This is a genomic window from Streptomyces griseus (assembly GCF_001715295.1).
Taxonomy (GTDB): domain Bacteria; phylum Actinomycetota; class Actinomycetes; order Streptomycetales; family Streptomycetaceae; genus Streptomyces; species Streptomyces griseus_G.
Genome location: NZ_MDKB01000003.1, coordinates 308,658 through 332,023, shown reverse-complemented (window position 1 = coordinate 332,023; position 23,366 = coordinate 308,658). Strand labels below are relative to the sequence as shown.

22 protein-coding genes are annotated in these 23,366 nt (G+C 71.9%); 14 read left to right on the top strand and 8 right to left on the bottom strand.

Annotated elements, in window-relative coordinates:
• Nucleotides 1-586: 586 nt before the first annotated feature.
• From BA175_RS17730 to BA175_RS17720, 3 genes are all read right to left on the bottom strand, one after another.
• The gene (locus tag BA175_RS17730; RefSeq protein ID WP_069172407.1) at nt 587-1,402 is read right to left on the bottom strand and encodes a DsbA family protein; all 816 of its coding nucleotides are present in this window, start codon (nt 1,400-1,402) and stop codon (nt 587-589) included.
• Between the two features lie 43 nt (nt 1,403-1,445).
• Nucleotides 1,446-2,171, bottom strand: coding sequence for a hypothetical protein (locus tag BA175_RS17725; protein WP_069172406.1), 726 nt, complete (start codon nt 2,169-2,171; stop codon nt 1,446-1,448).
• Nucleotides 2,172-2,232: 61 nt separating this feature from the next.
• Nucleotides 2,233-3,567, bottom strand: coding sequence for a DUF2252 domain-containing protein (locus tag BA175_RS17720; protein ID WP_069172405.1), 1,335 nt, complete (start codon nt 3,565-3,567; stop codon nt 2,233-2,235).
• Between the two features lie 222 nt (nt 3,568-3,789).
• Between BA175_RS17720 and dnaE the strand changes: the two genes are divergently transcribed.
• Complete coding sequence (gene dnaE, locus BA175_RS17715; protein ID WP_069172404.1) at nt 3,790-7,335, top strand: DNA polymerase III subunit alpha; 3,546 nt, start codon at nt 3,790-3,792, stop codon at nt 7,333-7,335.
• A gap of 82 nt (nt 7,336-7,417) precedes the next feature.
• Here dnaE and BA175_RS31200 read toward each other — a convergent pair whose 3' ends face one another.
• On the bottom strand, nt 7,418-7,579 hold the full coding sequence (locus BA175_RS31200) for a hypothetical protein (protein WP_175420862.1): 162 nt from the start codon (nt 7,577-7,579) through the stop codon (nt 7,418-7,420).
• Nucleotides 7,580-7,851: 272 nt separating this feature from the next.
• Between BA175_RS31200 and BA175_RS17710 the strand changes: the two genes are divergently transcribed.
• The 4 genes from BA175_RS17710 (at nt 7,852) to BA175_RS17695 (ending at nt 11,951) form a co-directional block, all read left to right on the top strand.
• Nucleotides 7,852-9,108 (top strand): NYN domain-containing protein, encoded by a 1,257-nt coding sequence (locus BA175_RS17710; RefSeq protein WP_069172403.1) that lies wholly within the window; start codon nt 7,852-7,854, stop codon nt 9,106-9,108.
• A 125-nt stretch (nt 9,109-9,233) separates the two neighbouring features.
• Nucleotides 9,234-10,217, top strand: a complete 984-nt coding sequence (locus BA175_RS17705; protein ID WP_079159659.1) for an ABC transporter ATP-binding protein — start codon at nt 9,234-9,236, stop codon at nt 10,215-10,217.
• Nucleotides 10,218-10,254: 37 nt separating this feature from the next.
• The gene (locus BA175_RS17700) at nt 10,255-11,091 is read left to right on the top strand and encodes an ABC transporter permease (protein WP_069173088.1); all 837 of its coding nucleotides are present in this window, start codon (nt 10,255-10,257) and stop codon (nt 11,089-11,091) included.
• A 110-nt stretch (nt 11,092-11,201) separates the two neighbouring features.
• The gene (locus BA175_RS17695) at nt 11,202-11,951 is read left to right on the top strand and encodes an ABC transporter permease (RefSeq protein WP_175420861.1); all 750 of its coding nucleotides are present in this window, start codon (nt 11,202-11,204) and stop codon (nt 11,949-11,951) included.
• 92 nt (nt 11,952-12,043) lie between these two features.
• Here the strand turns inward: BA175_RS17695 and ybaK are convergent, their stop codons facing one another.
• The 4 genes from ybaK to BA175_RS17675 form a co-directional block, all read right to left on the bottom strand.
• Nucleotides 12,044-12,541, bottom strand: coding sequence for a Cys-tRNA(Pro) deacylase (gene ybaK / locus BA175_RS17690; RefSeq protein WP_069172400.1), 498 nt, complete (start codon nt 12,539-12,541; stop codon nt 12,044-12,046).
• Nucleotides 12,542-12,558: 17 nt separating this feature from the next.
• Nucleotides 12,559-13,335 (bottom strand): LON peptidase substrate-binding domain-containing protein, encoded by a 777-nt coding sequence (locus BA175_RS17685; RefSeq protein WP_069172399.1) that lies wholly within the window; start codon nt 13,333-13,335, stop codon nt 12,559-12,561.
• Nucleotides 13,336-13,346: 11 nt separating this feature from the next.
• Complete coding sequence (locus BA175_RS17680) at nt 13,347-14,381, bottom strand: hypothetical protein (RefSeq protein WP_069172398.1); 1,035 nt, start codon at nt 14,379-14,381, stop codon at nt 13,347-13,349.
• Nucleotides 14,382-14,603: 222 nt separating this feature from the next.
• Nucleotides 14,604-16,205: an oxidoreductase gene (locus tag BA175_RS17675; RefSeq protein ID WP_069172397.1), complete on the bottom strand. Its 1,602-nt coding sequence runs from the start codon at nt 16,203-16,205 to the stop codon at nt 14,604-14,606.
• A 160-nt stretch (nt 16,206-16,365) separates the two neighbouring features.
• On the opposite strand from BA175_RS17675, the gene hisD reads away from it, so the two are divergent.
• From hisD to bdeA, 9 genes are all read left to right on the top strand, one after another.
• Nucleotides 16,366-17,688 (top strand): histidinol dehydrogenase, encoded by a 1,323-nt coding sequence (hisD, locus tag BA175_RS17670; RefSeq protein WP_069172396.1) that lies wholly within the window; start codon nt 16,366-16,368, stop codon nt 17,686-17,688.
• The gene (locus BA175_RS17665) at nt 17,685-18,812 is read left to right on the top strand and encodes a histidinol-phosphate transaminase (RefSeq protein ID WP_069172395.1); all 1,128 of its coding nucleotides are present in this window, start codon (nt 17,685-17,687) and stop codon (nt 18,810-18,812) included. The genes hisD and BA175_RS17665 overlap by 4 nt, the downstream gene beginning before the upstream one ends.
• Nucleotides 18,809-19,402, top strand: coding sequence for an imidazoleglycerol-phosphate dehydratase HisB (gene hisB / locus BA175_RS17660; RefSeq protein WP_069172394.1), 594 nt, complete (start codon nt 18,809-18,811; stop codon nt 19,400-19,402). The genes BA175_RS17665 and hisB overlap by 4 nt, the downstream gene beginning before the upstream one ends.
• Nucleotides 19,399-19,566 (top strand): hypothetical protein, encoded by a 168-nt coding sequence (locus BA175_RS31195; RefSeq protein ID WP_028440214.1) that lies wholly within the window; start codon nt 19,399-19,401, stop codon nt 19,564-19,566. The genes hisB and BA175_RS31195 overlap by 4 nt, the downstream gene beginning before the upstream one ends.
• An 11-nt stretch (nt 19,567-19,577) precedes the next feature.
• Nucleotides 19,578-20,219 (top strand): imidazole glycerol phosphate synthase subunit HisH, encoded by a 642-nt coding sequence (gene hisH, locus BA175_RS17655; RefSeq protein WP_069172393.1) that lies wholly within the window; start codon nt 19,578-19,580, stop codon nt 20,217-20,219.
• A complete protein-coding gene (priA, locus tag BA175_RS17650) occupies nt 20,219-20,944 on the top strand; it encodes a bifunctional 1-(5-phosphoribosyl)-5-((5-phosphoribosylamino)methylideneamino)imidazole-4-carboxamide isomerase/phosphoribosylanthranilate isomerase PriA (protein WP_069172392.1) in 726 nt (241 codons plus the stop codon). The genes hisH and priA overlap by 1 nt, the downstream gene beginning before the upstream one ends.
• Complete coding sequence (locus BA175_RS17645) at nt 20,941-21,339, top strand: RidA family protein (protein ID WP_069172391.1); 399 nt, start codon at nt 20,941-20,943, stop codon at nt 21,337-21,339. The genes priA and BA175_RS17645 overlap by 4 nt, the downstream gene beginning before the upstream one ends.
• The gene (hisF, locus tag BA175_RS17640; protein ID WP_069172390.1) at nt 21,336-22,091 is read left to right on the top strand and encodes an imidazole glycerol phosphate synthase subunit HisF; all 756 of its coding nucleotides are present in this window, start codon (nt 21,336-21,338) and stop codon (nt 22,089-22,091) included. Before BA175_RS17645 ends, hisF begins: the two co-directional genes overlap by 4 nt.
• 252 nt (nt 22,092-22,343) lie before the next feature.
• Nucleotides 22,344-23,279 (top strand): bis(hydroxyethyl) terephthalate hydrolase, encoded by a 936-nt coding sequence (bdeA, locus tag BA175_RS17635; protein WP_069172389.1) that lies wholly within the window; start codon nt 22,344-22,346, stop codon nt 23,277-23,279.
• The last annotated feature ends 87 nt before the right edge of the window (nt 23,280-23,366 follow it).

Here is a 23,366-nt window from a genome sequence, read left to right as displayed (position 1 = left end):
AATCGATCAAGCCCAATCAATGCTGGTGCGTACCGGGGCAATGCCGGGAAAACCTCCGGCGCCGCTCGGGGGTCGAGAGGAGAACGTCATGCAGGGAGCCACTTTCGCGGGTGATGTGTCCCCATACGGAATCCGAGAGACGCCACTCGACATGACGCCGTGTCACCGTGTTAACAGAGTGGCGCATGGCTGAAAATGATCGGTGGCGTGCCGGGAGAGCCTCCCTCTGCCTCCCGCGTGCTCTGCCGCCCGCTGCGGAACGCGGATCCGGTCCGCCGTGGCGTCCTTCCAGGTCATGCCCGGGATCGCAGGGCCCGGTGCGGGCCCCGACGGCGGCGGCACGTGCGCGAAGGTGCCCGGCGGGGCGTGGCTGCCCCCTCCCCGGCCGTGCTCCGGCCGGGTGCGGGGCGGATTCTTCGGCTGTCGCGCGGGCCCGCCACGTCGACGTTCGGCCACTTCGCTGTTCGGCACGGGCCGAGCCCCGTCCGCTGAACGAACGGACAGGCGGGCGAACTCGAGAGTCCGCCCGCCTGTCCGTGACGGGCACCGGGGTCGTGGCCCGGTGCCCTCCTGCCCTGTTCCTCCGTCAGCCCTTCAGGGCCTTGGTGATCGCGGCGTCGAATTCGGGCACCGTCATGGGAGCGTTCTTGCTGCCCTCGGCGGTGACCGTCTTGCCGTCCATCTTCAGCGTGGGCGTGCCCTGGACGCCGCTCTTGTCGAAGGCCTTGGACATCTTGATCGCCCAGGCGTCGTACGTGCCGTTCTCGACGTCCTTCTTGAACGCCGCGTTGCCCTTCAGCGCGTCCACGGAGTCCGCGACCTCGATCAGGAAGCTGTCCTTGGCGAACTTGTCGTCCGTCTCCTCGGGGTGGTACTTCGCGGAGTACAGCGCGGCCTTGTAGTCCATGAAGGCCTCGGGGCTGACGTCGAGCGCCGCGCCCAGCGCGCTCAGGGCGTTCTTGGAGCCCTCTCCGCTGTCGGAGTTGTCGATGAAGGTCGCGCCGACGTACTTGATCCTGTACTTGCCGGCCTCGACGTCCTTGGCGACCGTCTCGCCGACGTTCTGCTCGAACGTGGCACAGATCGGGCAGCGGGAGTCCTCGTACAGCTCCAGGGTCTTCTTGGCGCTCGCCTTGCCGATCACGACGGTCGTGCCGTCGTCGCCGGAGGTGTTCTTCGGGGCGGTGACGTTCTTCGCGTCGGCGGCGGCCTCCCAGGCGGAGGGCTTGTTCAGCTGCATCACGCCGTAGCTGATGCCGCCCGCGATCGCGAGGACGGCGACCACCGAGACGCCGACGACGATCTGCTTGCGTGCCTTGTCCTTCTTGGCCTGCCGCTCGCGTTCCTGCCGCAGCCGCTCGCGGGCGGCGGACTTGCTGGCCTGGCTGTTGCGCTTGCTCATGGGACTGCTCCGTATGTGGGGTGACTCGGGGATCTCCGGATGCTCAGGCGGTGGCGCGGGCCGAGCCGGGAGGTCCTCTCCGTCCCACGCAGTGCACGAGGAGCCGGGCCGGGAAGAGCGGGAGGGGCCGCCCCGTGCGGCGGAGGTCCCTGCGTACCCGGAGCCGGGCGGTGCCCACCACGGCGACCGCCGTCAGCAGCGGCCGGAAGGCTACGGCGGCCGCCGCGCGCAGCAGCCCCGCCAGAGCGGACTCACCGTGCCGCAGCCAGGCCGCGGCCAGCAGGCCCACCGTCACGTGCGTGGCCAGGAGCAGCCACGGCACGGCGGGGCCGGGAGAGGCCAGCAGGGCGGCGGCCCTGTCGCCGGCCCCGGTCACCCCCGCCAGCGGGGTGCCCACCGCGGCGACCCCGGCGAGCCGGCCGGAGCCCGCACCCGCCTCGCCGCCGCAGAGCACGTCCACACCCACGGAGCGCAGCGGACCCGCGATCGGCCCGCCCGCCGCTCCGTAGCAGAGGTGCTGTCCGGTGGTGAACACCGTGTCGGCCGCCAGTTCCAGCGGAACGAGCAGTCCGGCGATCGCTCCGAACCCACGCTCGCGTCCGGCCAGGGCGAACGCCGCGGCGAACACGGCACCGGCCAGCAACGCGACCGCCGTCAGCGGCAGCGGGACCCGGGAGAGCAGCACATGGGACGCCGAGGAGAGCGTGACGACGAGGGCGGTGAACACCGCCGCGCGTACCGCCCTGATCTGCGTCCCTGATACGTCCATCGCCGCAGAGTGTGCCATGGCTTCCTGTGATCGAGCCCGCAGGACCCGGGGGCGCACCGTCCTACAGGCCCGGGATACGGCCGTTGCGGAAGAGGTCCACGAAGATCTGGTGGTCCGCGCGGGCCCGGGCGCCGTAGCCGTGGGCGAAGTCGACCAGCAGCTCGGCGAAGCCCTGCTCGTCCGCCGCGATCGCCGCGTCGATCGCGCGCTCCGTGGAGAACGGCACCAGGGAGTGCCCGCTCTCGTCGTCGGCCGCCGCGTGCATCGTCGCCGTCGCCCGGCCCAGGTCGGCCACGACCGCGGCGATCTCCTCCGGCTCGTCGATGTCGGACCAGTCCAGGTCCACCGCGTACGGCGAGACCTCCGCGACCAGCTGGCCGGTGCCGTTCAGCTCGGTCCAGCCCAGCCACGGGTCGGCGTGCGCCTGCAGCGCGCGCTGCGAGATGACCGTGCGGTGGCCCTCGTGCCGGAAGTACTCCCGGACGGCCGCGTCCGTGATGTGGCGGGAGACCGCGGGCGTCTGCGCCTGCTTGAGGTAGATCACGACGTCGTTCTCCAGGGCGTCGCTGTTGCCCTCGAGGAGGATGTTGTACGAGGGCAGGCCCGCCGAGCCGATGCCGATCCCGCGGCGGCCGACGACGTCCTTCACACGGTAGGAGTCGGGCCGGGTCAGGCTCGACTCCGGCAGCGTCTCCAGGTAGCCGTCGAAGGCGGCGAGCACCTTGTAGCGCGTCGCGGCGTCCAGGTCGATCGCACCGCCGCCGGCGGTGAACCTGCGCTCGAAGTCCCGGATCTCCGTCATCGAGTCGAGCAGCCCGAACCGGGTCAGCGACCGCGCGGCCCGCAGCGCGCCGAGCAGCGGGCCCTCGGCGGTGTCCAGGGTGAAGGGCGGCAGCTCCGCCGTCGCGCCGCTCCCCGCTCCCGTCGCCAGCGCGTGGATGCGCTCCCGGTAGGCGGCGGCGTAGATCCGCACCAGCTCGCCGATCTGGTCGTCGCTCAGCGCCTTCGCGTAACCGATCAGGGCGACGGAGGCGGCGAAGCGCTTGAGGTCCCAGGTGAACGGGCCCACGTAGGCCTCGTCGAAGTCGTTGACGTTGAAGATCAGCCGGCCGTTGGCGTCCATGTACGTGCCGAAGTTCTCGGCGTGCAGGTCGCCGTGGATCCACACCCTGCTCGTGCGCTCGTCCAGATACGGGCCCGCGTGCTGCTCCCGCTCCAGATCGGCGTAGAACAGCCCGGCGGAACCGCGGTAGAACGCGAAGGCGGAGCCCGCCATCTTGCGGAACTTGACCTGGAAGGCGGCGGGGTCGGCGGCCAGGAGCTCCCCGAAAGCGGTGTCGAAAACGGCGAGAATCTGCTCCCCGCGCTCCTGTGCGCGGGTCTGCGTGTCCGACATCGCTGAGTGCCTCCTGCTCCATGGCGTTCATGACAAATGGGACGGCCGTCCCGGACGTTCCAACGCGCGACCGTACCCCGGAGTGCCCGTCGCCCGGGACCGCCAGGACGTAGACTTCCAGGCTGTCCCCCCTGTCCGTCACCGCCCACCCGTCGCCCCACCACCACCCCTCGTCGAGGCGCTTCGCGCCGCCCTGAAGACCCGCCCCGGAGGAACAGCGCCGTGAGCAAGCCGCCTTTCACGCACCTGCACGTCCACACCCAGTACTCGCTGCTGGACGGTGCCGCGCGGCTGAAGGACATGTTCGAGGCCTGCAACGACATGGGCATGTCGCACATCGCGATGACCGACCACGGCAACCTGCACGGGGCGTACGACTTCTTCCACTCGGCGAAGAAGGCCGGGGTGACGCCGATCATCGGCATCGAGGCCTACGTCGCCCCCGAGTCGCGCAAGCACAAGCGCAAGATCCAGTGGGGGCAGCCGCACCAGAAGCGCGACGACGTCTCGGGTTCCGGCGGCTACACCCACAAGACGATCTGGGCGGCGAACAGCACCGGCCTGCACAACCTCTTCCGGCTCTCCTCCGACGCGTACGCCGAGGGCTGGCTGCAGAAGTGGCCGCGTATGGACAAGGAGACCATCGCCCAGTGGTCCGAGGGTCTCATCGCGTCCACCGGATGCCCCTCCGGCGAGGTGCAGACCCGGCTGCGGCTCGGCCAGTTCGACGAGGCGGTCCAGGCGGCCTCGGACTACAAGGACATCTTCGGTGAGGGCCGGTACTTCCTGGAGCTCATGGACCACGGCATCGAGATCGAGCGCCGGGTCCGCGACGGGCTCCTGGAGATCGGCAGGAAACTGGGCATCCCGCCGCTCGTGACGAACGACTCCCACTACACGTACGCCCACGAGGCGACGGCCCACGACGCCCTGCTCTGCATCCAGACCGGCAAGAACCTCTCCGACCCGGACCGCTTCCGCTTCGACGGCACCGGCTACTACCTCAAGACGACGGACGAGATGTACGGCGTCGACTCCTCGGACGCCTGGCAGGAGGGCTGCGCCAACACCCTCCTGGTCGCGGAGCAGATCGACACCACGGGCATGTTCGAGAAGCGCGACCTGATGCCCAAGTTCGAGATCCCGGAGGGCTACACCGAGGTCACCTGGTTCCAGGAGGAGGTCCGGGCCGGCATGGACCGCCGCTACCCGGGAGGCGTCCCCGAGGACCGGCAGAAGCAGGCCGAGTACGAGATGGACATCATCATCCAGATGGGGTTCCCCGGGTACTTCCTCGTCGTCGCCGACTTCATCATGTGGGCCAAGAACAACGGCATCGCGGTCGGCCCGGGCCGCGGCTCGGCCGCCGGTTCGATCGTCGCGTACGCCATGGGCATCACCGACCTCGACCCGATCACGCACGGGCTGATCTTCGAGCGGTTCCTCAACCCCGAGCGCGTCTCCATGCCCGACGTCGACATCGACTTCGACGAGCGCAGGCGCGTCGAGGTGATCAGGTACGTGACCGAGAAGTACGGCGCCGACAAGGTCGCCATGATCGGCACCTACGGCAAGATCAAGGCCAAGAACGCGATCAAGGACTCCGCGCGGGTCCTGGGCTACCCGTACGCCATGGGCGACCGGCTCACCAAGGCCATGCCCGCCGACGTCCTCGGCAAGGGCATCGACCTGAGCGGCATCACCGACCCGAAGCACCCCCGCTACAGCGAGGCCGGCGAGATCCGGGGGATGTACGAGAACGAGCCCGACGTCCGCAAGGTCATCGACACCGCGAAGGGCGTCGAGGGCCTCGTCCGCCAGATGGGCGTGCACGCCGCAGGCGTGATCATGTCCAGCGAGCCCATCGTCGACCACGCCCCGGTCTGGGTGCGGCACACCGACGGCGTCACCATCACGCAGTGGGACTACCCGCAGTGCGAGTCGCTCGGCCTGCTCAAGATGGACTTCCTGGGCCTGCGCAACCTGACGATCATGGACGACGCCATCAAGATGGTGAAGGCCAACAAGGGCGTCGACCTGGAGATGCTCGCCCTGCCCCTGGACGATCCCAAGACGTACGAGCTGCTGTGCCGCGGTGACACGCTCGGGGTGTTCCAGTTCGACGGCGGACCGATGCGCTCGCTGCTGCGCCAGATGCAGCCCGACAACTTCGAGGACATCTCCGCCGTCTCGGCCCTCTACCGGCCGGGCCCGATGGGCATGAACTCGCACACGAACTACGCCGAGCGCAAGAACGGCCGCCAGGAGATCACCCCGATCCACCCGGAGCTGGAGGAGCCCCTCAAGGAGGTCCTCGGCCTCACCTACGGCCTGATCGTGTACCAGGAGCAGGTGCAGAAGGCCGCCCAGATCGTCGCCGGCTACTCGCTCGGCGAGGCCGACATCCTGCGCCGCGTGATGGGTAAGAAGAAGGCCGACGAGCTGGCGAAGAACTTCGTCCTCTTCGAGGCCGGGGCCAAGAAGAACGGCTTCTCCGACGCGGCGATCAAGGCCCTGTGGGACGTCCTCGTCCCGTTCGCCGGATACGCCTTCAACAAGGCGCACTCCTCCGCGTACGGTCTGGTCACCTACTGGACCGCCTACCTCAAGGCCAACTACCCGGCCGAGTACATGGCGGCGCTGCTGACCTCCGTCAAGGACGACAAGGACAAGTCGGCGGTCTACCTCAACGAGTGCCGCCGCATGGGTATCAAGGTGCTCCCCCCGAACGTCAACGAGTCCGAGTCGAACTTCGCCGCCCAGGGCGACGACGTGATCCTCTTCGGCCTGACCGCCGTCCGCAACGTCGGGCAGAACGTGGTCGACTCGATCATCCGGTCCCGCAAGGCGAAGGGGAAGTACTCCTCGTTCCCCGACTTCCTCGACAAGGTCGAAGCGGTCGTCTGCAACAAGCGGACCATCGAATCGCTCATCAAGGCGGGTGCCTTCGACGAGATGGGCCACACCCGCAAGGGCCTCGTCGCCCACCACGAGCCGATGATCGACAACGTGGTGCAGGTCAAGCGCAAGGAGGCCGAGGGGCAGTTCGACCTCTTCGGCGGCATGGGCGAACCGGACGACGGCGCCTCCGAGCCGGGTTTCGGGCTCGACGTGGAGTTCTCCGACATCGAGTGGGAGAAGTCCTACCTGCTCGCCCAGGAGCGCGAGATGCTCGGCCTGTACGTCTCCGACCACCCGCTCTTCGGCCTGGAGCACGTGCTGTCCGACAAGTCGGACGCGGCCATCTCCCAGCTCACCGGCGGGGAGCACGCGGACGGTGCCATCGTCACCGTCGGCGGCATCATCTCCGGCCTCCAGCGCAAGATGACCAAGCAGGGCAACGCCTGGGCCATCGCCACCGTCGAGGACCTCGCGGGCTCCATCGAGTGCATGTTCTTCCCCGCGACCTACCAGCTGGTCTCCACCCAGCTCGTCGAGGACACCGTCGTCTTCGTCAAGGGGCGCCTCGACAAGCGCGAGGACATTCCCCGCCTGGTCGCCATGGAGATGCAGGTGCCCGACATCTCGTCGGCCGGGACCAACGCCCCCGTCGTCCTCACCATCCCCACGGTCAAGATCACCCCGCCCATGGTCAGCCGGCTCGGCGAGGTCCTCAGCAGCCACCGGGGCGACACGGAGGTCCGCATCAGGCTCCAGGGACCCCGCAAGACCACCGTGCTCCGGCTCGACCGTCACCGGGTCAAGCCCGACCCGGCACTCTTCGGCGACCTGAAGGTCCTGCTCGGTCCTTCCTGTCTGGCCGGCTGACCCAAGGGACCGGGAACAGGCCGAGAGGGGCGCCCCGCCACCGGCGGGGCGCCCCTCTCGGCCTGTGCGGCCCGCGAACCGGTCAGTTGTGGCCGAAGCGCTTCTGGTGCTTGCGCGCCACGTCGGCGGGGCTGCCCTGGGCCTGCGACTCGTACGCCGTCGACCTGGCCTCCTCCGTGCCGCGCTCCGCGGTGGATGCGCGGTCGTTCCGGCCGCCCTGCTTACGGTTCTTGTTCTTGGCCATGGTGATGCCTCCTACGGGGAATCTCGGGGCCAGGACCGCTGTCAGACTCACATAGCACCGTAAAAGCCGCATGTTGGATCATTACGGTGTGTAGTAGGCGGGGTATCATGCGCCGTTTCCCGATCCGCCACGCCGATGATCGAGTTCCGGACCTGAACGCCGGTGCCGTCGGGCAGACTCGAAGGAAACCCTGAGTGAGCGAACCCGGGCAGACGGACCCACCCCCCCCACACGACCGGGTCCGCCGGGCAGCTCCCGACTCCTGGAAGAGGGTGGAACGCGTGGACCGTTGCGTCGTCCTGGTGGACGCCGGCTATCTGCTGGGCGCAGCCGCGAGCCTGCTGGCCGGAGAGCCCGCCCGTTCCCGCATCACCGTCGACCACGCCGCCCTGATCCAGGGCCTGCGTGAGCGCGCCGAGGCCGACACGGAACAGCCCCTGCTCCGCATCTACTGGTTCGACGGCGCCCCCGACCGCGTCCCGCAGCCCGAGCACCGCCGCCTGCGCGTGATGCCCCGGGTGACGGTACGGCTGGGCGCGCTCACGCGCAGTGACGGGCGGTGGGCGCAGAAGGGCGTCGACGCGGCCATGCACGCCGAGCTCACCGAACTCGCCAGGAACCGCGCCTGCTCCGACGTCGTCCTCGTCACCGGCGACGGTGACCTGCTGCCCGGACTGATGTCGGCGAAGGAACACGGGGTCGCCGTCCACCTCTGGGCCGTCCAGGCCGCCGACGGCGACTACAACCAGTCCGAGGACCTGGTCGCCGAGGCCGACGAACGACGCGTGCTCGACCGGATCTGGATCACCAGGGCGGTCCGGGCCAAGGACACCGGCGGACTCTGCGCCCCCACGCCCGTCCCGCGCCCCGAGATCGCCGCCATCCTCTCCGCGCCGCTGCCCGAGGCCGCCCTCGCCGCCTCGGCCGAGCGCGCTTCCGAGGCGCAGGCCGCCGCCGCGCGCAACGGCACCGCCGCCCCCTCCGGCGAGGTCGCCGTCCCCGACCGCACCCCCCACCACAAGGGCGTCCCCACCCCCAAGGACCTCGCCGGCCTGCGCGCCCCCGGCTCCCAGGCCACCCCGTCCCCCGCCCAGCCCGCCGCCCCCAACGCCACCCTGCGCTGGTCGTCCGACAAGGGCTGGGTGGAACGCGGCGGCCCCGTCGGCGAACCCGCCGAGACGGCCTCCCTGCCGACCCTGGCCCAGCTCACCAGCGCCGAACAGCGCTGGGCGGACCGGGAGGAGGACATCACCACCGTCGGCGGCGACCCCTTCGAAGTGGGCCAGGTCTTCGCCCGCCGCTGGATGGAACGGCTGCCGGAGACCGCCCACCTGCAGAAGCTCTCCACCATGTACCCGCGCATCCCGCACCGCATCGACGGCGAACTGCTGAGGTACGCGGCCCGCTTCGGGCTCCTCGCGCACAAGGACGACCAGATCGACGAGCACGACCGGTACGCCATTCGGGCGGGCTTCTGGCGCGAGATCGACGTCCGGGCGGCCGCCGAACACGTCCCCGCCGCGGAGTAGCCGGGCACCGCCGCCCGGCCCCGGGCGGCGGTGCCCGGGGCCGGGCGCAATCCGGGGCATCCGACCCCGTACTCTCGTACCTCGTGAGTACGGGCACAGAACAGGCACGCAGCGCGACCGGGACCGTGTGCGCGGTGCGTGATCTGGTCAGGACCTACCCCGCCGTCCGGGGCCGGCGCGGACGCGCCGCCACCCCCGCGGTGCGCGCCACCGACGGGGTCAGCCTCGACGTCCGGCAGGGAGAGATCTTCGGCCTGCTCGGCCCGAACGGCGCCGGCAAGTCCACGCTCGTACGCCAGCTCACCGGACTCATGCGCCCCGACTCGGGCAGCGTCGAGGTGCTGGGACACGACCTCGTACGCCACCCCGAGCGCGCCGCACGGCTCATCGGCTACCTCGGCCAGGAGTCCACCGCCCTCGACGAGCTGACCGTGGCCCTCGCCGCCGAGACCACCGGCCGGCTCAGAGGGCTGCCGGTGCGTGCGGCCCGGGCCGCGCGGGACGCCGTGCTGGAGGAGCTGGGACTGACCGGGATCGCGGGGCGGCCCCTGAACAAGCTGTCCGGCGGCCAGCGGCGGCTCGCCTGCTTCGCCGCCACGCTGGTCGGGGAGCGCCCCGTCCTCGTCCTGGACGAGCCGACGACGGGCATGGACCCCGTCGCCCGGCGCGCGGTGTGGTCCGCCGTCGACCGGCGGCGCGCCGAGCACGGCGTGACGGTGCTGCTCGTGACCCACAACGTGATCGAGGCGGAGACGGTCCTGGACCGGGTCGCCGTCATGGAGCGCGGCAGGGTCATCGCCTGCGACACCCCCGGCGGGCTCAAGGAGCAGGTGGCCGGAGAGGTCCGGGTCGAGCTCGTGTGGCGCGAGAGGGCGCCGCTGGACGTCCCCGAGGTGGCGGCGCTGCGCGCGTCCGCCCAGGAGTCGGGGCGCCGGTGGGTCCTGCGGCTCGGCCCCGACGCGGCACGGGCGGCGGTCGCCGCGGTGACGGGCGGGGCGGCGTTCTCCTCGCTGGACGACTTCACGCTGGCCACGCCCAGCCTGGAGGATGTCTACCTGGCCCTCGGCGGGGACGCGGCCAGGGCGGCCGAAGGACTGGTGAAGGCGTGATCACGCAGGTGTGCAGGCCGAAGGGGAGCAGCGCCAGGTGACGAGCATCGTTCCCGCCGGACCCGCGGGGAGGGCGGCCGGGTCACGGGGCCCGGCCGGCCCGCCGCCCCGTACGGCGCCCGCGCCCCTCGCACCTCGGGCCGGGCTGCTGCCCGCGCTGGGCGCCGTGTACCGGGCGCAGCTCTCGCGGGCGAGGGTGGCCCGGATCCCGTTGCTGTTCGTCGCCACCTTCCAGTCCGTCGGGATCATGGTCCTGATGCGCGGAGTCGTCGACGGGGGCGCCGAGGCGCGGGCCGTCGTCGCCGGATCGAGCGTGCTGGTCGTGGCGTTCGTCGCGCTCAACATGCTCGCCCAGTACTTCGGGCAGCTGCGGGCCGGCGGCGGACTCGACCACTACGCGACCCTGCCCGTGCCGGCCGCCGCGGTGGTGCTGGGGGCGGCGGGGGCGTACGCCTCGTTCACCGTGCCCGGCACCGTCGTCACGGCGGTCGCGGGCAGCGTGCTGTTCGGTCTGCCCCTGACCCACCTGTGGGTACTCGCCGCCGTCGTCCCGCTGGCCGGGGCGGCCCTCTCCGGGCTCGGCGCCGCGCTCGGTCTGCTGGCGCCACGTCAGGAACTGGCGACGCTGCTCGGGCAGCTGGGGATGTCCGCCGCACTGCTGCTCGGCGTACTGCCCGCCGAACGGCTGCCCGGGCCGGTGGGGTGGGCGCGCGATCTGCTGCCCTCGACGTACGGGGTCGAGGCGCTGGCCCGGTCGTTCGACGCCCGCCCGGACTGGGCCGCCGTCACCCTCGACCTCGGGGTGTGCGCCGCGGTCGGGGTGCTGTCCCTGGCCGTCGCCACGTGGGCCTATCGACGGGCCGCGGTGCGCTGACGGCCGTGCGGGGGCGGCCGTGCGGGGCGGGGCGGTCGTGGGGGCGGACACCGCGGGGCGCCGGCCGGTCCGGTGGGGTGGTCCGCCGGGCCACCTGGCACGATGGCAGCGTGAACGCACCGTCGACGCCGCCGCATCAGCCCGAGCCCCACGACGCCTGGCAGGCCCCGCCGTCGGGGTCCCATGCCGTGCCCGCCACGAAGGACCGGGCCGACGTCCCGGAACTCCGCACGGAGCTGGTGCAGGGCGCCGTGATCACCGCCGTGCTGGCGGCCTCCGGTGTACTCCTCGGCCTGCTGTGGCTGTGGCTGGCGCCCCGGGTGCCGCTGATCTCCGACGACACCGCGGTGTTCCTCAAGAACAGTGAGGGCGAGGAGGCCATCGGGGCCGACGGCACGTTCGTCCTGCTCGCGCTTGCCTTCGGCCTCGTGTCCGCCGCCGCCGTCTTCCTCTTCCGCCGGTGCGGAGGCATTCCGCTGGTGGTGGGTCTGGCTCTGGGCGGGCTGCTCGGTTCGCTGCTCGCGTGGGGGATCGGCACCTGGTTCGGGCCGACCTCGGACGTGGTCGCACACGCCAAGGCGGTCGGCAAGGGGGTCACCTTCGACGCGCCGCTGAAGCTGCACGCGGTGGGGGCCGCGGTGCTCGCCTGGCCCGTCGCGGCGATGATCGTGCACCTGGGGCTGACGGGACTGTTCGGGCCCCGGGACCCGGAGCCGGAGTGGGAGGTGCCGTACGGGGAGGACGGTGCGGCGGGGGAGGCGTTCGGGCCCGCTCCTGACGGCGGGGCCGGAGGGCCGGCCGGGCCCGGTCCGGGTGCCGGTGGGCCGGATTCCCGGGGCGAGGGGACGGGGCGGGGCTGAGGGCTGTCCCGCAATTCCCGGTGGGCGCGCGACGACAGCCACGGCACCTCGCAGCGTTGTCGGAACGTTCACATGAGCGGCCGGGCCGGCGCCTACGCGCGGCCGATCGGGGCCAGTACCGCCTGCGTGAGGGTGGCCAGGTCCGTGGGGGTGAGTTCGACCTCCAGGCCGCGGCGGCCCGCCGAGACGCAGATCGTGGGGTGCGTGTCCGCGGACGCGTCGAGGACCGTCCGCAGGCGCTTGCGCTGGCCCAGGGGGGAGATCCCGCCGCGTACGTAGCCGGTGGTGCGTTCCGCGGCGGCCGGGTCCGCCATGGCCGCCCGTTTGCCGCCCACGGCCGAGGCAAGTGCCTTCAGGTCCAGGGAACCGGCGACCGGGACGACCGCGACGACCAGCTCGCCGTCGACGTCCGCGACCAGGGTCTTGAAGACCCGGTCGGGAGCGACCCCGAGTGCCTCGGCCGCCTCCTCGCCGTAGGACGGGGAGGACGGGTCGTGGTCGTAGGAGTGGACCGTGAACGGCGTGCCGGCCGCGGTCAGGGCGACCGTGGCCGGGGTGCCGCCGGACTGCTTCTTCGCCTTCTTGGCCACCGTGGGGTTTCCTCGGGTCAGTTGGGGTGCGTGGGGGCGCGGGTCAGGTCGAGCACGGGCAGCGACGGCAGATGCCGGATGACGGCGGTCTCCCTGCGCAGGAGCGCGAGCTCCTCACGCAGGCGGGTGGCGGTGTCCGGGGCCTGGAGCAGCCTCTGCTTCGTGGGGACGTCGAGCACGGTGGCGGCGGCCACCAGGTAGGAGACCACGGACGGATCGTCGGGCAGGTCGGCGCCGGCCGTCAGGGACCGCTCGTCGGCGCCGGCGAGCCGCTTCTGATAGCTGCGGAAGGCCCGCAGGACACCCTCGGCGAGGGCTCCCGCCTCGTCCTCGGCCGGCGCGTCCCCCTCCTTGCCGTCCGGGTCCTCGGGCAGCTCCTCGACCTCGGCCGTCAGATAGGGGCCACCCGCGTCGACGGACAGCAACCTGACCCGTGTGGTGCCGGTCGCCAGGACCTCGAAACTGCCGTCGGCGCGTTCGCGGATCTTCGCCGCGTCCGCGACGCAGCCGACGCGGTGGAAGGTCTGGATGGGGTCGGGGCCGAAGCCGTCGGCCGGAGCACGCTCGACCGGTCCCGCGGCGGCGACCGTGTCCGGCATCCCGGTGGCCGTGAGGGCGGTCTCGCGGCCGTCGCGGATCGCGACCACGACGAAGCGGCGCGGTTCGTCCTCGTCGATCTCGAGCAGCTCGCGCATCATGGCGCGATAACGCTCCTCGAACACGTTGAGGGGCAGCACGAGGCCGGGGAACAGCACCGCGTTCAGCGGGAAGAGTGGCAGGCGAGCGGTGGTCACAACGGACAAGCCTAATGGCCGCCGGGCCCGCCGTGTCCTGACCGTCCGCGAGAGGGCGCGCAGGAGCCCGCGCGCAGCCGTACCTCCGCCCGCGTGTCGAGGAATCCGCCGAGGGCGTCGTCGGACACGCGCGCCCACGGGAACGATGTGGCGTACGGCCCGATGAGCCGGAACTGCTCCAGCGCCTCGGCGGTGCGGCCCCGGGCGGCCAGGACGTACGCGAGGACGTTGCGGGCCTCGGCCGGCCAGGGGTCGCCCACGGGGAAGAGGGCGGAGAACCCGATCGCGCGGTCGGCGGCGGCGTCGATCCGGTCGTCCTGCACGGAGGTGGTCCGCCCGGCGGCCCGTTCGTCGGTCAGCAGACCGAAGGCCGCCCGGACCGGCAGCACCTGCGCCAGCGAGTCCGGGGCGGCGTCCTCGGCGGCCCGCTCGGCGAAGTCGAGGCACTCGCGGTGCGATCCGTACCAGGAGGCCGAGAGGTATTCGAGCGCCGCCAGGTGGCAGCCGTGGTGGTGGGGGCAGCGGCGGACGGCCTGTTCCCACAGCATCCCGAAGACCGTGTGACCGGCGTGCGTCCCCCGGGCGTGGTCGAGCGCCAGCCGCCAGGGCACCGGATCCCGGGGGTCCGCCTCGGCCGCCGCCGTGATCAGCGGGCCGGCCGCGCGCAGCAGCTCGGCGTGGGCGGGGGACGCCCAGGCGCGGCGTACGGCCAGTGCCGCCTTGACGAGCAGGGCGTCAGGATCGCGCGGGGCGGCGGCGAGCCAGTCGGTGAGCCACGCGTCGCGGCTGTCGGCGAAGACGGTCAGGCCGGTCAGACAGCGGTCCCGCACCTCCCACTCGGCGGCGTCCCGGGTCATCGCGAGCAGCTTGGCCGCGGGTTCGAAGTCCCCCAGCGCGGCCGCCACCAGAGCGGGTGACAACCGCTCGTCGGGGGCGTCGAGCAGCACCGTGTCGTCCCCGGGCAGCCCGGCGGACAGCCGGGGGCCGTACCGGAACGAGCGCGCGGAGCGCAGCAGAGCGCGGAGGAAGGCCATGGTGCAGACCATTGAAAAGCGCTGGTGGGGGCGGCGCCAGGGGGCCCCTGTGAAGCTTCTGTGGCGAGTGGGAGGGTTGCCCTGGGAAAAGTCAAGACCGGGCAAAGGAAGGTGGGGCGGCTGGCCGGAATGCGCCCTTCCGTCGACCGTCATCCGGCCACCCGGCCGGGTTCCGGCAGACCGTTCGATCGCTTCGGTACCGGGGATCCCGGGACCGGCGGGGGCGCCGTCCGGTCATCCGCGGCGCAGCAGTCTGGAGGCCCCGGCCGCCACCGTCGTGGCCAGTATCCACCCCACGAGGACGAGGGCCGCGGCCGCCCACTGCCAGCCGTCCTCCAGCCGCCAGTAACCGTCCTGTCCGAGGTTGATCACCGGCACCAGCAGATCCAGGGCGAACAGCGCGGCGTTCCACTGCGGGTGCTCGTCCCCCTTGATCGACGCCGGGCGGTACTGCGAGAAGGCCACGGTCCCCGCCGCCCAGAGCACCGCCATCCACACCAGGGCCCGCCCCGGCCGGTAGCCGTACGCCACCGTCCAGTCCTGCAGATAGCCCCAGATCCTGCCCGCCAGCGGCAGGGTCTCGCGCCGGCGCCGCTGCTTGGCCAGCAGCACCTCACGGGCGTCCGCGTCCTCCCCGCAGTTGCGCAGCACGGTGGCGAGGCGCTCGTACGGCTCCGGCACGTACTCCGGCGTGGCGGCCAGCACCCACTCCAGGCGCCGGGAGAGCGGGAAGTGCCCGTACGGGACGAGGTTCTCGTACACGAAGCCGCCCATCGCCAGCCCGCCCGGCCCCGGCCAGCTGGTCGACACGTCGATCAGCGTGACGACCTTCGCCCCGTTCAGCACGACCCGGCCCTCCAGCGGGCGCTCCGCGTTGAAGCGCAGCTCGGGGGTGACGATGCGGCGCAGCGACAGCTCCTCCTGGCCGGCCAGCACGAACCGGGCCTTGTGCAGGTCGACCGCGTCCCCGAAACGCCCGTCGTCCAGCCGTACGGCACCCCGGCACTCGAAGACCTGCGCCCGGGTCCCCGGCACGGGACCGGTGCCGTAGGCGATGCCGTACGGGGGAGTGGCGCCCTGGTTCCCCGTGTCGACGCTCACCCAGGCCTCGGTCATGTACAGCGTGCGCTCCACGCTCAGCTGCGGGGCGTTCAGCGCCCGCCGCCCCTCCGCGGCGCGCAGCCGGCTCCCGCGCAGGCTCAGTGAACCGCCGACCTTGGCCCCGCGCAGACTCAGCTCGCCGCGCGTCTCGATCATCTCCGCCTGAAGGTCCTGGGCGACGCACATCCCGTCACCCACGAAGGCGCGGCCCAGCCGGTCGGGGCCCACGGCGAGCTGGCTGATCAGCAGGTCGGTGCCGATCTGGGCGTCGGTCAGCCGGATGCCTCGCTCGATCCGGCACCGCGGCAGATGCAGGTCGCCCTCCGTGTGCAGCCGGGCGGCGTCCAGTCTCGGTAGCGCGCAGCCCGCCATCCGCAGCGTCGTGAAACGGCACTCGGGTACCAGCACCTCCTGCTCGAAGCGGCACCCGGTCAGCTCGACGTACGGCGAGACCCGGCCACCCGCCAGGTCCAGCTTCCCCGTGACGCGCACGCCGCGGAGTTTGAGGGCGGCCACCCGCCCCGGCCGCGCGGGCGGCCCGCTCAGCAGCAGCCGCGCCACCGTCCGGGCGCCGACACTGCGCTCCGGGCCCCAGGCGTGCGGCGCGAAGGGGTCGTCGCGCACCGGATCGTGGGAGCGCAGATCGTAGGTCGTGCCGTTCCGGAAGGCCTGCCACATGCCCAGTTCCGCCGCGCTGAGCCCGTCGGGGATCTCCCCGTCGTGCGGTTCGGTCACTGCCTCACCTCCGTGGGCGCGGTACCTCCACGCTTCGTACAATCGTTCTTCCCGTCCGTGTGACGACATGAACACGCGTAGTCAACAAGGGTGGTCCCGGTACGTATCAGTCGGTGATACGGGGGACCGTGGTCCCGGAGCGGTCTGAGAGAATTGCGGTGTGATCTCTCGAATCGATCTGCGCGGCGCCGCCCTCCCCGAGGGCGGCGCCCTGCGCGACCTGCTGCCCCGTGCCGAGTTCGACGTGGAAGCCGCCCTGGAGACGGTGCGGCCCATCTGCGAGGACGTACGCCATCGTGGCTCCGCGGCAGTGATCGAATGGGGGGAGAAACTCGACGGCGTACGGATCGAGTCGGTCCGGGTCCCCGCCGAGGCGATCGGCGGTGCGCTGGAGCGCCTCGACCCGGCCGTACGCGCCGCGCTCGAGGAGTCGGTCCGCCGCGCCCGCCTGGTCCACCGCGAGCAGCGCCGCACCACACACACCACCCAGGTCGTCCCCGGCGGCACGGTCACCGAGAAGTGGGTTCCCGTCGAGCGCGTCGGGCTGTACGTACCGGGCGGACGCTCCGTCTACCCGTCGTCCGTCGTGATGAACGTCGTCCCCGCCCAGGAGGCCGGCGTCGAGGGCATCGCCGTCGCCTCCCCGCCGCAGCAGGAATTCGGGGGCCTGCCGCACCCCACGATCCTCGCCGCCTGCGCCCTGCTCGGCGTCGACGAGGTGTACGCGGCCGGCGGCGCCCAGGCGGTCGCCATGTTCGCGTACGGCACCGAGGACTGCCCGTCCGTCAACCTCGTCACCGGCCCCGGCAACATCTACGTCGCCGCCGCCAAGCGCCTCCTCAAGGGCCGCATCGGCATCGACGCCGAGGCCGGCCCCACCGAGATCGCGATCCTCGCCGACGCGGGCGCCGACCCGGTCCACCTCGCCGCCGACCTGATCAGCCAGGCCGAGCACGACCCCATGGCCGCCGCGGTGCTCGTCACCGACTCCGAGGAACTGGCCGACGCCACCGAGGCCGAACTCGCCCCGCAGGTCGCCGCGACCAAGCACGTCACCGACCGGATCGAGCCCGCGCTGGCCGGCCGCCAGTCCGCGATCGTCCTCGTCGACGGCATCGAGGACGGCCTCCGGGTCGTCGACGCGTACGGCGCCGAACACCTGGAGATCCAGACCGCGGACGCCGCGGCCGTCGCCGACCGGGTCCGCAACGCCGGAGCGGTCTTCGTCGGCCCGTACGCGCCCGTCTCCCTCGGCGACTACTGCGCGGGCTCCAACCACGTGCTGCCCACCGGCGGCTGCGCCTGCCACTCCTCGGGCCTGTCCGTGCAGTCCTTCCTGCGCGGCATCCACATCGTCGACTACACCCGTGACGCCCTCGCCGAGGTCGCCCACCACGTGGTCACCCTCGCGGAGGCGGAGGACCTCCCCGCCCACGGCGCCGCGGTCACGGCACGGTTCGGCTGGAAGGTGCCCCAGCAGTGACGCACGACAGCACCACCGGCAACGCCTGGGACGCACTCCCCATCCGCGACGAGCTGCGCGGCCAGTCCCCGTACGGGGCACCGCAGCTCGACGTGCCCGTCCGGCTGAACACCAACGAGAACCCCTACCCGCTGCCCGAGGCGCTCGTCGACCGCATCGCCGAACGGGTCCGCGAGGCCGCCCGCGACCTCAACCGCTACCCCGACCGCGACGCCGTCGAGCTCCGCACCGAACTCGCCCGCTACCTCACCCGCACCGCGGGACACGAGGTCACCGCGGGCAACCTCTGGGCGGCCAACGGCTCCAACGAGGTCCTTCAGCAGCTGCTGCAGACCTTCGGCGGCCCCGGACGCACCGCGACGGGCTTCGAACCCTCCTACTCGATGCACGCCCTCATCGCCCGGGGTACCGGCACCGGCTGGATCTCCGGCCCGCGCCGGGAGGACTTCACCATCGACGTGGAGGCCGCGAAGAAGGTCATCGCCGAGCACCGCCCCGACGTGGTCTTCATCACCTCGCCCAACAACCCCACCGGCACCGCGGTGGACGCCGCGACCGTCGTGGAGCTGTACGACGCCGCCCAGGCCGCCGGGCCCTCGATGGTCGTCGTCGACGAGGCGTACGGCGAGTTCAGCCACCACCCCTCGCTGCTCCCGCTGATCGCGGGCCGCCGCCACCTCGTGCTCTCGCGCACCATGTCCAAGGCGTTCGGCGCCGCCGGGCTGCGCCTGGGCTACCTCGCCGCCGACCCCGCCGTCGTCGACGCGGTGCAGCTGGTCCGGCTGCCCTACCACCTGTCCTCGGTCACGCAGGCCACGGCGCTGGCCGCCCTGGAGCACACCGATACGCTGCTCGGGTACGTCGCGCAGCTCAAGAGCGAGCGCGACCGGCTGGTCGACGGACTGCGCGGGCTCGGCTTCGACGTCACCGACTCGGACGCCAACTTCGTCCAGTTCGGCCGCTTCGCCGACAGCCACACCGCCTGGCAGCACATCCTCGACCGGGGTGTCCTGGTCCGGGACAACGGCGTACCGGGATGGCTGCGGGTCTCCGCGGGGACCCCGGAAGAGAACGACGCGTTCCTCGATGCGGTGCGCGACATGAAGAAGGAGCACGACGCATGAGCCGCGTAGGCAGGGTGGAGCGGACCACCAAGGAGACCTCCGTACTCGTCGAGATCGACCTCGACGGCACCGGCAAGGTCGATGTCGCGACCGGGGTCGGCTTCTACGACCACATGCTCGACCAGCTCGGCCGTCACGGCCTCTTCGACCTCACGGTCAAGACCGACGGCGACCTGCACATCGACTCGCACCACACCATCGAGGACACCGCTCTCGCCCTCGGCGCCGCCTTCCGGCAGGCGCTCGGCGACAAGGTCGGCATCTACCGCTTCGGCAACTGCACCGTCCCGCTGGACGAGTCGCTCGCCCAGGTCACCGTCGACCTCTCCGGCCGCCCCTACCTGGTGCACACCGAGCCGGAGAAGATGGCGCCGATGATCGGCGAGTACGACACGACGATGACCCGGCACATCCTGGAGTCGTTCGTCGCCCAGGCGCAGATCGCCCTGCACGTGCACGTCCCGTACGGCCGCAACGCCCATCACATCGTGGAGTGCCAGTTCAAGGCCCTGGCCCGCGCCCTGCGGTACGCCAGCGAGCGCGACCCGCGCGCGGCCGGCATCCTCCCCTCCACGAAGGGTGCCCTGTGACCGGCCTCAACACCGTGCTGATCGTCGTCGGCCTCTTCCTGGCCGGCGGCGTCTACTCCTTCTGGAAGCAGGGCATGCCCAAGGGCGTCGTCGTGCTCCTCGGGATCGGCTCCGTGATGTGCCTGGTCGCAGGCGTCATGCGGATCCAGGGACTCTGGGACTGAGGTAGCGGACTGTGAGCGACAAGAAGAAGGTCGTCGTCTTCGACTACGGCTTCGGCAACGTACGTTCCGCCGAGCGGGCCCTCGCCCGGGTCGGCGCGGACGTGGAGATCACCCGCGACTTCGACGCCGCGATGAACGTCGACGGGCTGCTCGTCCCCGGCGTCGGTGCCTTCTCCGCCTGCATGCACGGGCTGAAGAAGGCCCGCGGTGAATGGGTCATCGGCCGCAGGCTGGCCGGCGGGCGCCCCGTGATGGGCATCTGCGTCGGGATGCAGATCCTGTTCGGACGCGGCATCGAGAACGGCATCGAGACGGAGGGCCTCGACGAGTGGCCCGGCACCGTCGGCCCCCTCCACGCCGACGTCGTCCCCCACATGGGCTGGAACACCGTCGAAGCCCCGGCGGACTCCCAGCTCTTCGCCGGCCTCGGCCCGGAGGCCCGGTACTACTTCGTGCACTCCTACGCGGCGCACGACTGGTCCCTCGAAGTGACCAACGCCAAGATCCGCGCCCCCAGGGTCACCTGGGCGACGCACGGAGAACGCTTTGTGGCCGCCGTGGAGAACGGCGCGCTGTGGGCCACCCAGTTCCACCCCGAGAAGTCCGGCGATGCCGGCGCCCAGCTGCTGACCAACTGGATCGAGACGCTGTAATGCCGAAGCTTGAACTGCTCCCCGCCGTCGACGTCCGTGACGGCCAGGCCGTCCGGCTCGTCCACGGCGAGTCCGGCTCCGAGACCTCCTACGGCTCCCCGATGGAGGCCGCCCTCGCCTGGCAGAGCGCCGGCGCCGAGTGGCTGCACCTCGTCGACCTGGACGCCGCCTTCGGCACCGGCGACAACCGGAGCCTGATCGCCGAGGTGGCCGGCGCCATGGACATCAAGGTGGAGCTCTCCGGAGGCATCCGCGACGACGCCTCGCTCGCCGCCGCCCTCGCCACCGGCTGCCGCCGTGTCAACCTCGGCACCGCCGCCCTGGAGACCCCCGAGTGGGTCGCCAAGGTCATCGCCGAGCACGGCGACAAGATCGCGGTCGGCCTCGACGTCCGCGGCACCACCCTGCGCGGCCGGGGCTGGACCCGCGACGGCGGCGACCTCTACGAGACGCTCGCCCGCCTCGACTCCGAGGGATGCGCCCGTTACGTCGTCACCGACATCGCCAAGGACGGGACCCTTCAGGGCCCCAACCTCGCGCTCCTGCGGGACGTGTGCGCCGCCACCGACCGGCCCGTCGTGGCCTCCGGCGGCGTCTCCTCGCTGGCCGACCTGCGCGCGATCTCCCTCCTCGTGCCGGAAGGCGTCGAGGGCGCGATCGTCGGAAAGGCGCTCTACGCGAAGGCGTTCACCCTGGAAGAGGCCCTCAAGGCGGTCTCCGGATGACGGACTCCGTACGCCGGATCTCCTCGGACGGCCCTTGGGAGGACGCGTTCGGCTACTCCCGGGCCGTACAGCTGCCGAACGGGCTCGTGCTGGTCTCCGGCTGCACCTCCGTGGTCGACGGCCGGGTCGCGGCGGACAGCCCGTACGAGCAGGCCGTCACCTCCTTCCAGGTCGCCTTCGACGCCCTGAAGCAGGCCGGCCTCGGCCGCGAGGACGTGGTCCGCACCCGCATGTACATCACCCACGCCCGGGACGTCGACGAGGTGGGCCGCGCCCACAAGGAGCTGTTCGACGACGTACGTCCCGCCGCCTCCATGATCATCGTGTCCGGCTTCGTCGACCCCGGGCTGGTCGTCGAGGTCGAGGTCGAGGCCTACCGGGCAGGTGAGCGATGACTCTCGCCGTACGCGTCATCCCGTGCCTGGACGTCGACAACGGCCGCGTCGTCAAGGGCGTCAACTTCCAGAACCTGCGCGACGCGGGCGACCCGGTCGAGATGGCCAAGCTGTACGACGCCGAGGGCGCCGACGAGCTGACCTTCCTCGACATCACCGCGTCCAGCGGTGACCGGGAGACCACGTACGACGTGGTCCGGCGCACCGCCGAACAGGTCTTCATCCCGCTCACGGTCGGCGGCGGGGTCCGTACCGCCGAGGACGTGGACAGGCTGCTGCGGGCCGGGGCCGACAAGGTCGGCGTCAACACCGCCGCCATCGCCCGCCCCGAGCTCATCCGGGAGATCGCCGAACGCTTCGGGCGTCAGGTCCTCGTGCTGTCCGTCGACGCCCGGCGCACGCCCGGGGGCACCTTCGAGGTGACGACGCACGGCGGCCGCAGGGGGACCGGCATCGACGCCGTCGGATGGGCGCACCGCGCCGCCGAACTCGGAGCCGGCGAGATCCTGCTCAACTCGATGGACGCCGACGGCACGAAGGACGGCTACGACACCGAGATGATCAGGGCGGTACGGGCCCACGTCACCGTCCCCGTCATCGCCTCCGGTGGCGCCGGCCGGCTCGCGCACTTCCCGCCGGCCGTCGAGGCGGGCGCCGACGCCGTACTGGCCGCGTCCGTCTTCCACTTCGGGGACCTGCGGATCTCCGAGGTCAAGGAGACCCTCCGGGAGGCCGGAGCCCCGGTCCGCTGATCCGGGCCGGGGAAGGGCCGGTCGCGAAGACCGGCGATCTCGCCGATGTGCGCGCACGGGGTGCACCGCGAAAGTGGCGACCGCCAACGAATGACGGCGGTACCCACGCGGCGCACCCCGAAGACCCCGCGACCAGGCCGTGTTTCGAGAGCGGCGTCGTCTGCCCGAAGGGCAGACGGGACTTCCGAAACGCGGCCTGGGGGACGGGGGCTGCCGCGGTCGTGGTCCCGCCACGACCGAGAGGACCCCCTCGTGCAGCAGCACCTTCCCTCCGGCGACACCTCCCCCCTCCGCCACCGCATGGTCAAGGGCCGCTCCCGCACCGTCAAGGGCGTGCTGGCCGCGGCCGCCGCCACCGCCGGTCTGCTCACCGCGCTGATCCCGGGAGGCGCCCAGGCCGCCGACAACCCGTACGAGCGCGGTCCGGCGCCGAGCAACTCCAGTATCGAGGCGTCCCGGGGTCCGTACGCCGTCTCGGAGACCTCGGTCTCCTCGCTGCGGGTCCGCGGCTTCGGCGGCGGCACGATCTACTACCCGACGTCCACCTCGGACGGCACCTTCGGCGCGGTCGCCATCTCCCCCGGCTTCACCGCCTACCAGTCGAGCATCGCCTGGCTCGGCCCGCGGCTCGCCTCCCAGGGCTTCGTCGTCTTCACCATCGACACCAACACCACGGTGGACCAGCCCGCCAGCCGGGGTGACCAGCTCCTCGCCGCGCTGGACTACCTGACCCAGGAGAGCTCGGTGCGCAGCCGGATCGACACCTCCCGGCTCGGCGTGATGGGCCACTCCATGGGCGGCGGCGGCACCCTCGAAGCCGCGAAGGACCGGCCCTCCCTGCAGGCGGCGATACCGCTGACCGGCTGGAACACCGACAAGACCTGGCCGGAGCTGAAGACCCCGACGCTGGTCGTCGGCGCGGACGGCGACACGATCGCCCCCGTCGCCACGCACTCGAGCCCGTTCTACAACTCCCTGCCCAGCACGCTGGACAAGGCGTACCTGGAACTGCGGGGGGCCACGCACTTCACCCCCAACTCCTCCGACACCACCATCGCCAAGTACAGCATTTCGTGGCTGAAGCGGTTCATCGACAACGACACCCGCTACGAGCAGTTCCTCTGCCCGATCCCTTCGGCGAGCCTGACGATCGCGGAGTACCGGGGCAACTGCCCGCACACCTCGTAACCGGGGGAGCGGGGCCGGGCCGCCCGGGCGGTCCGGGCCCGCGGTGCGCCCCGCGCCCTGGCGGGCGTACGGGCTCACGCCACCGGG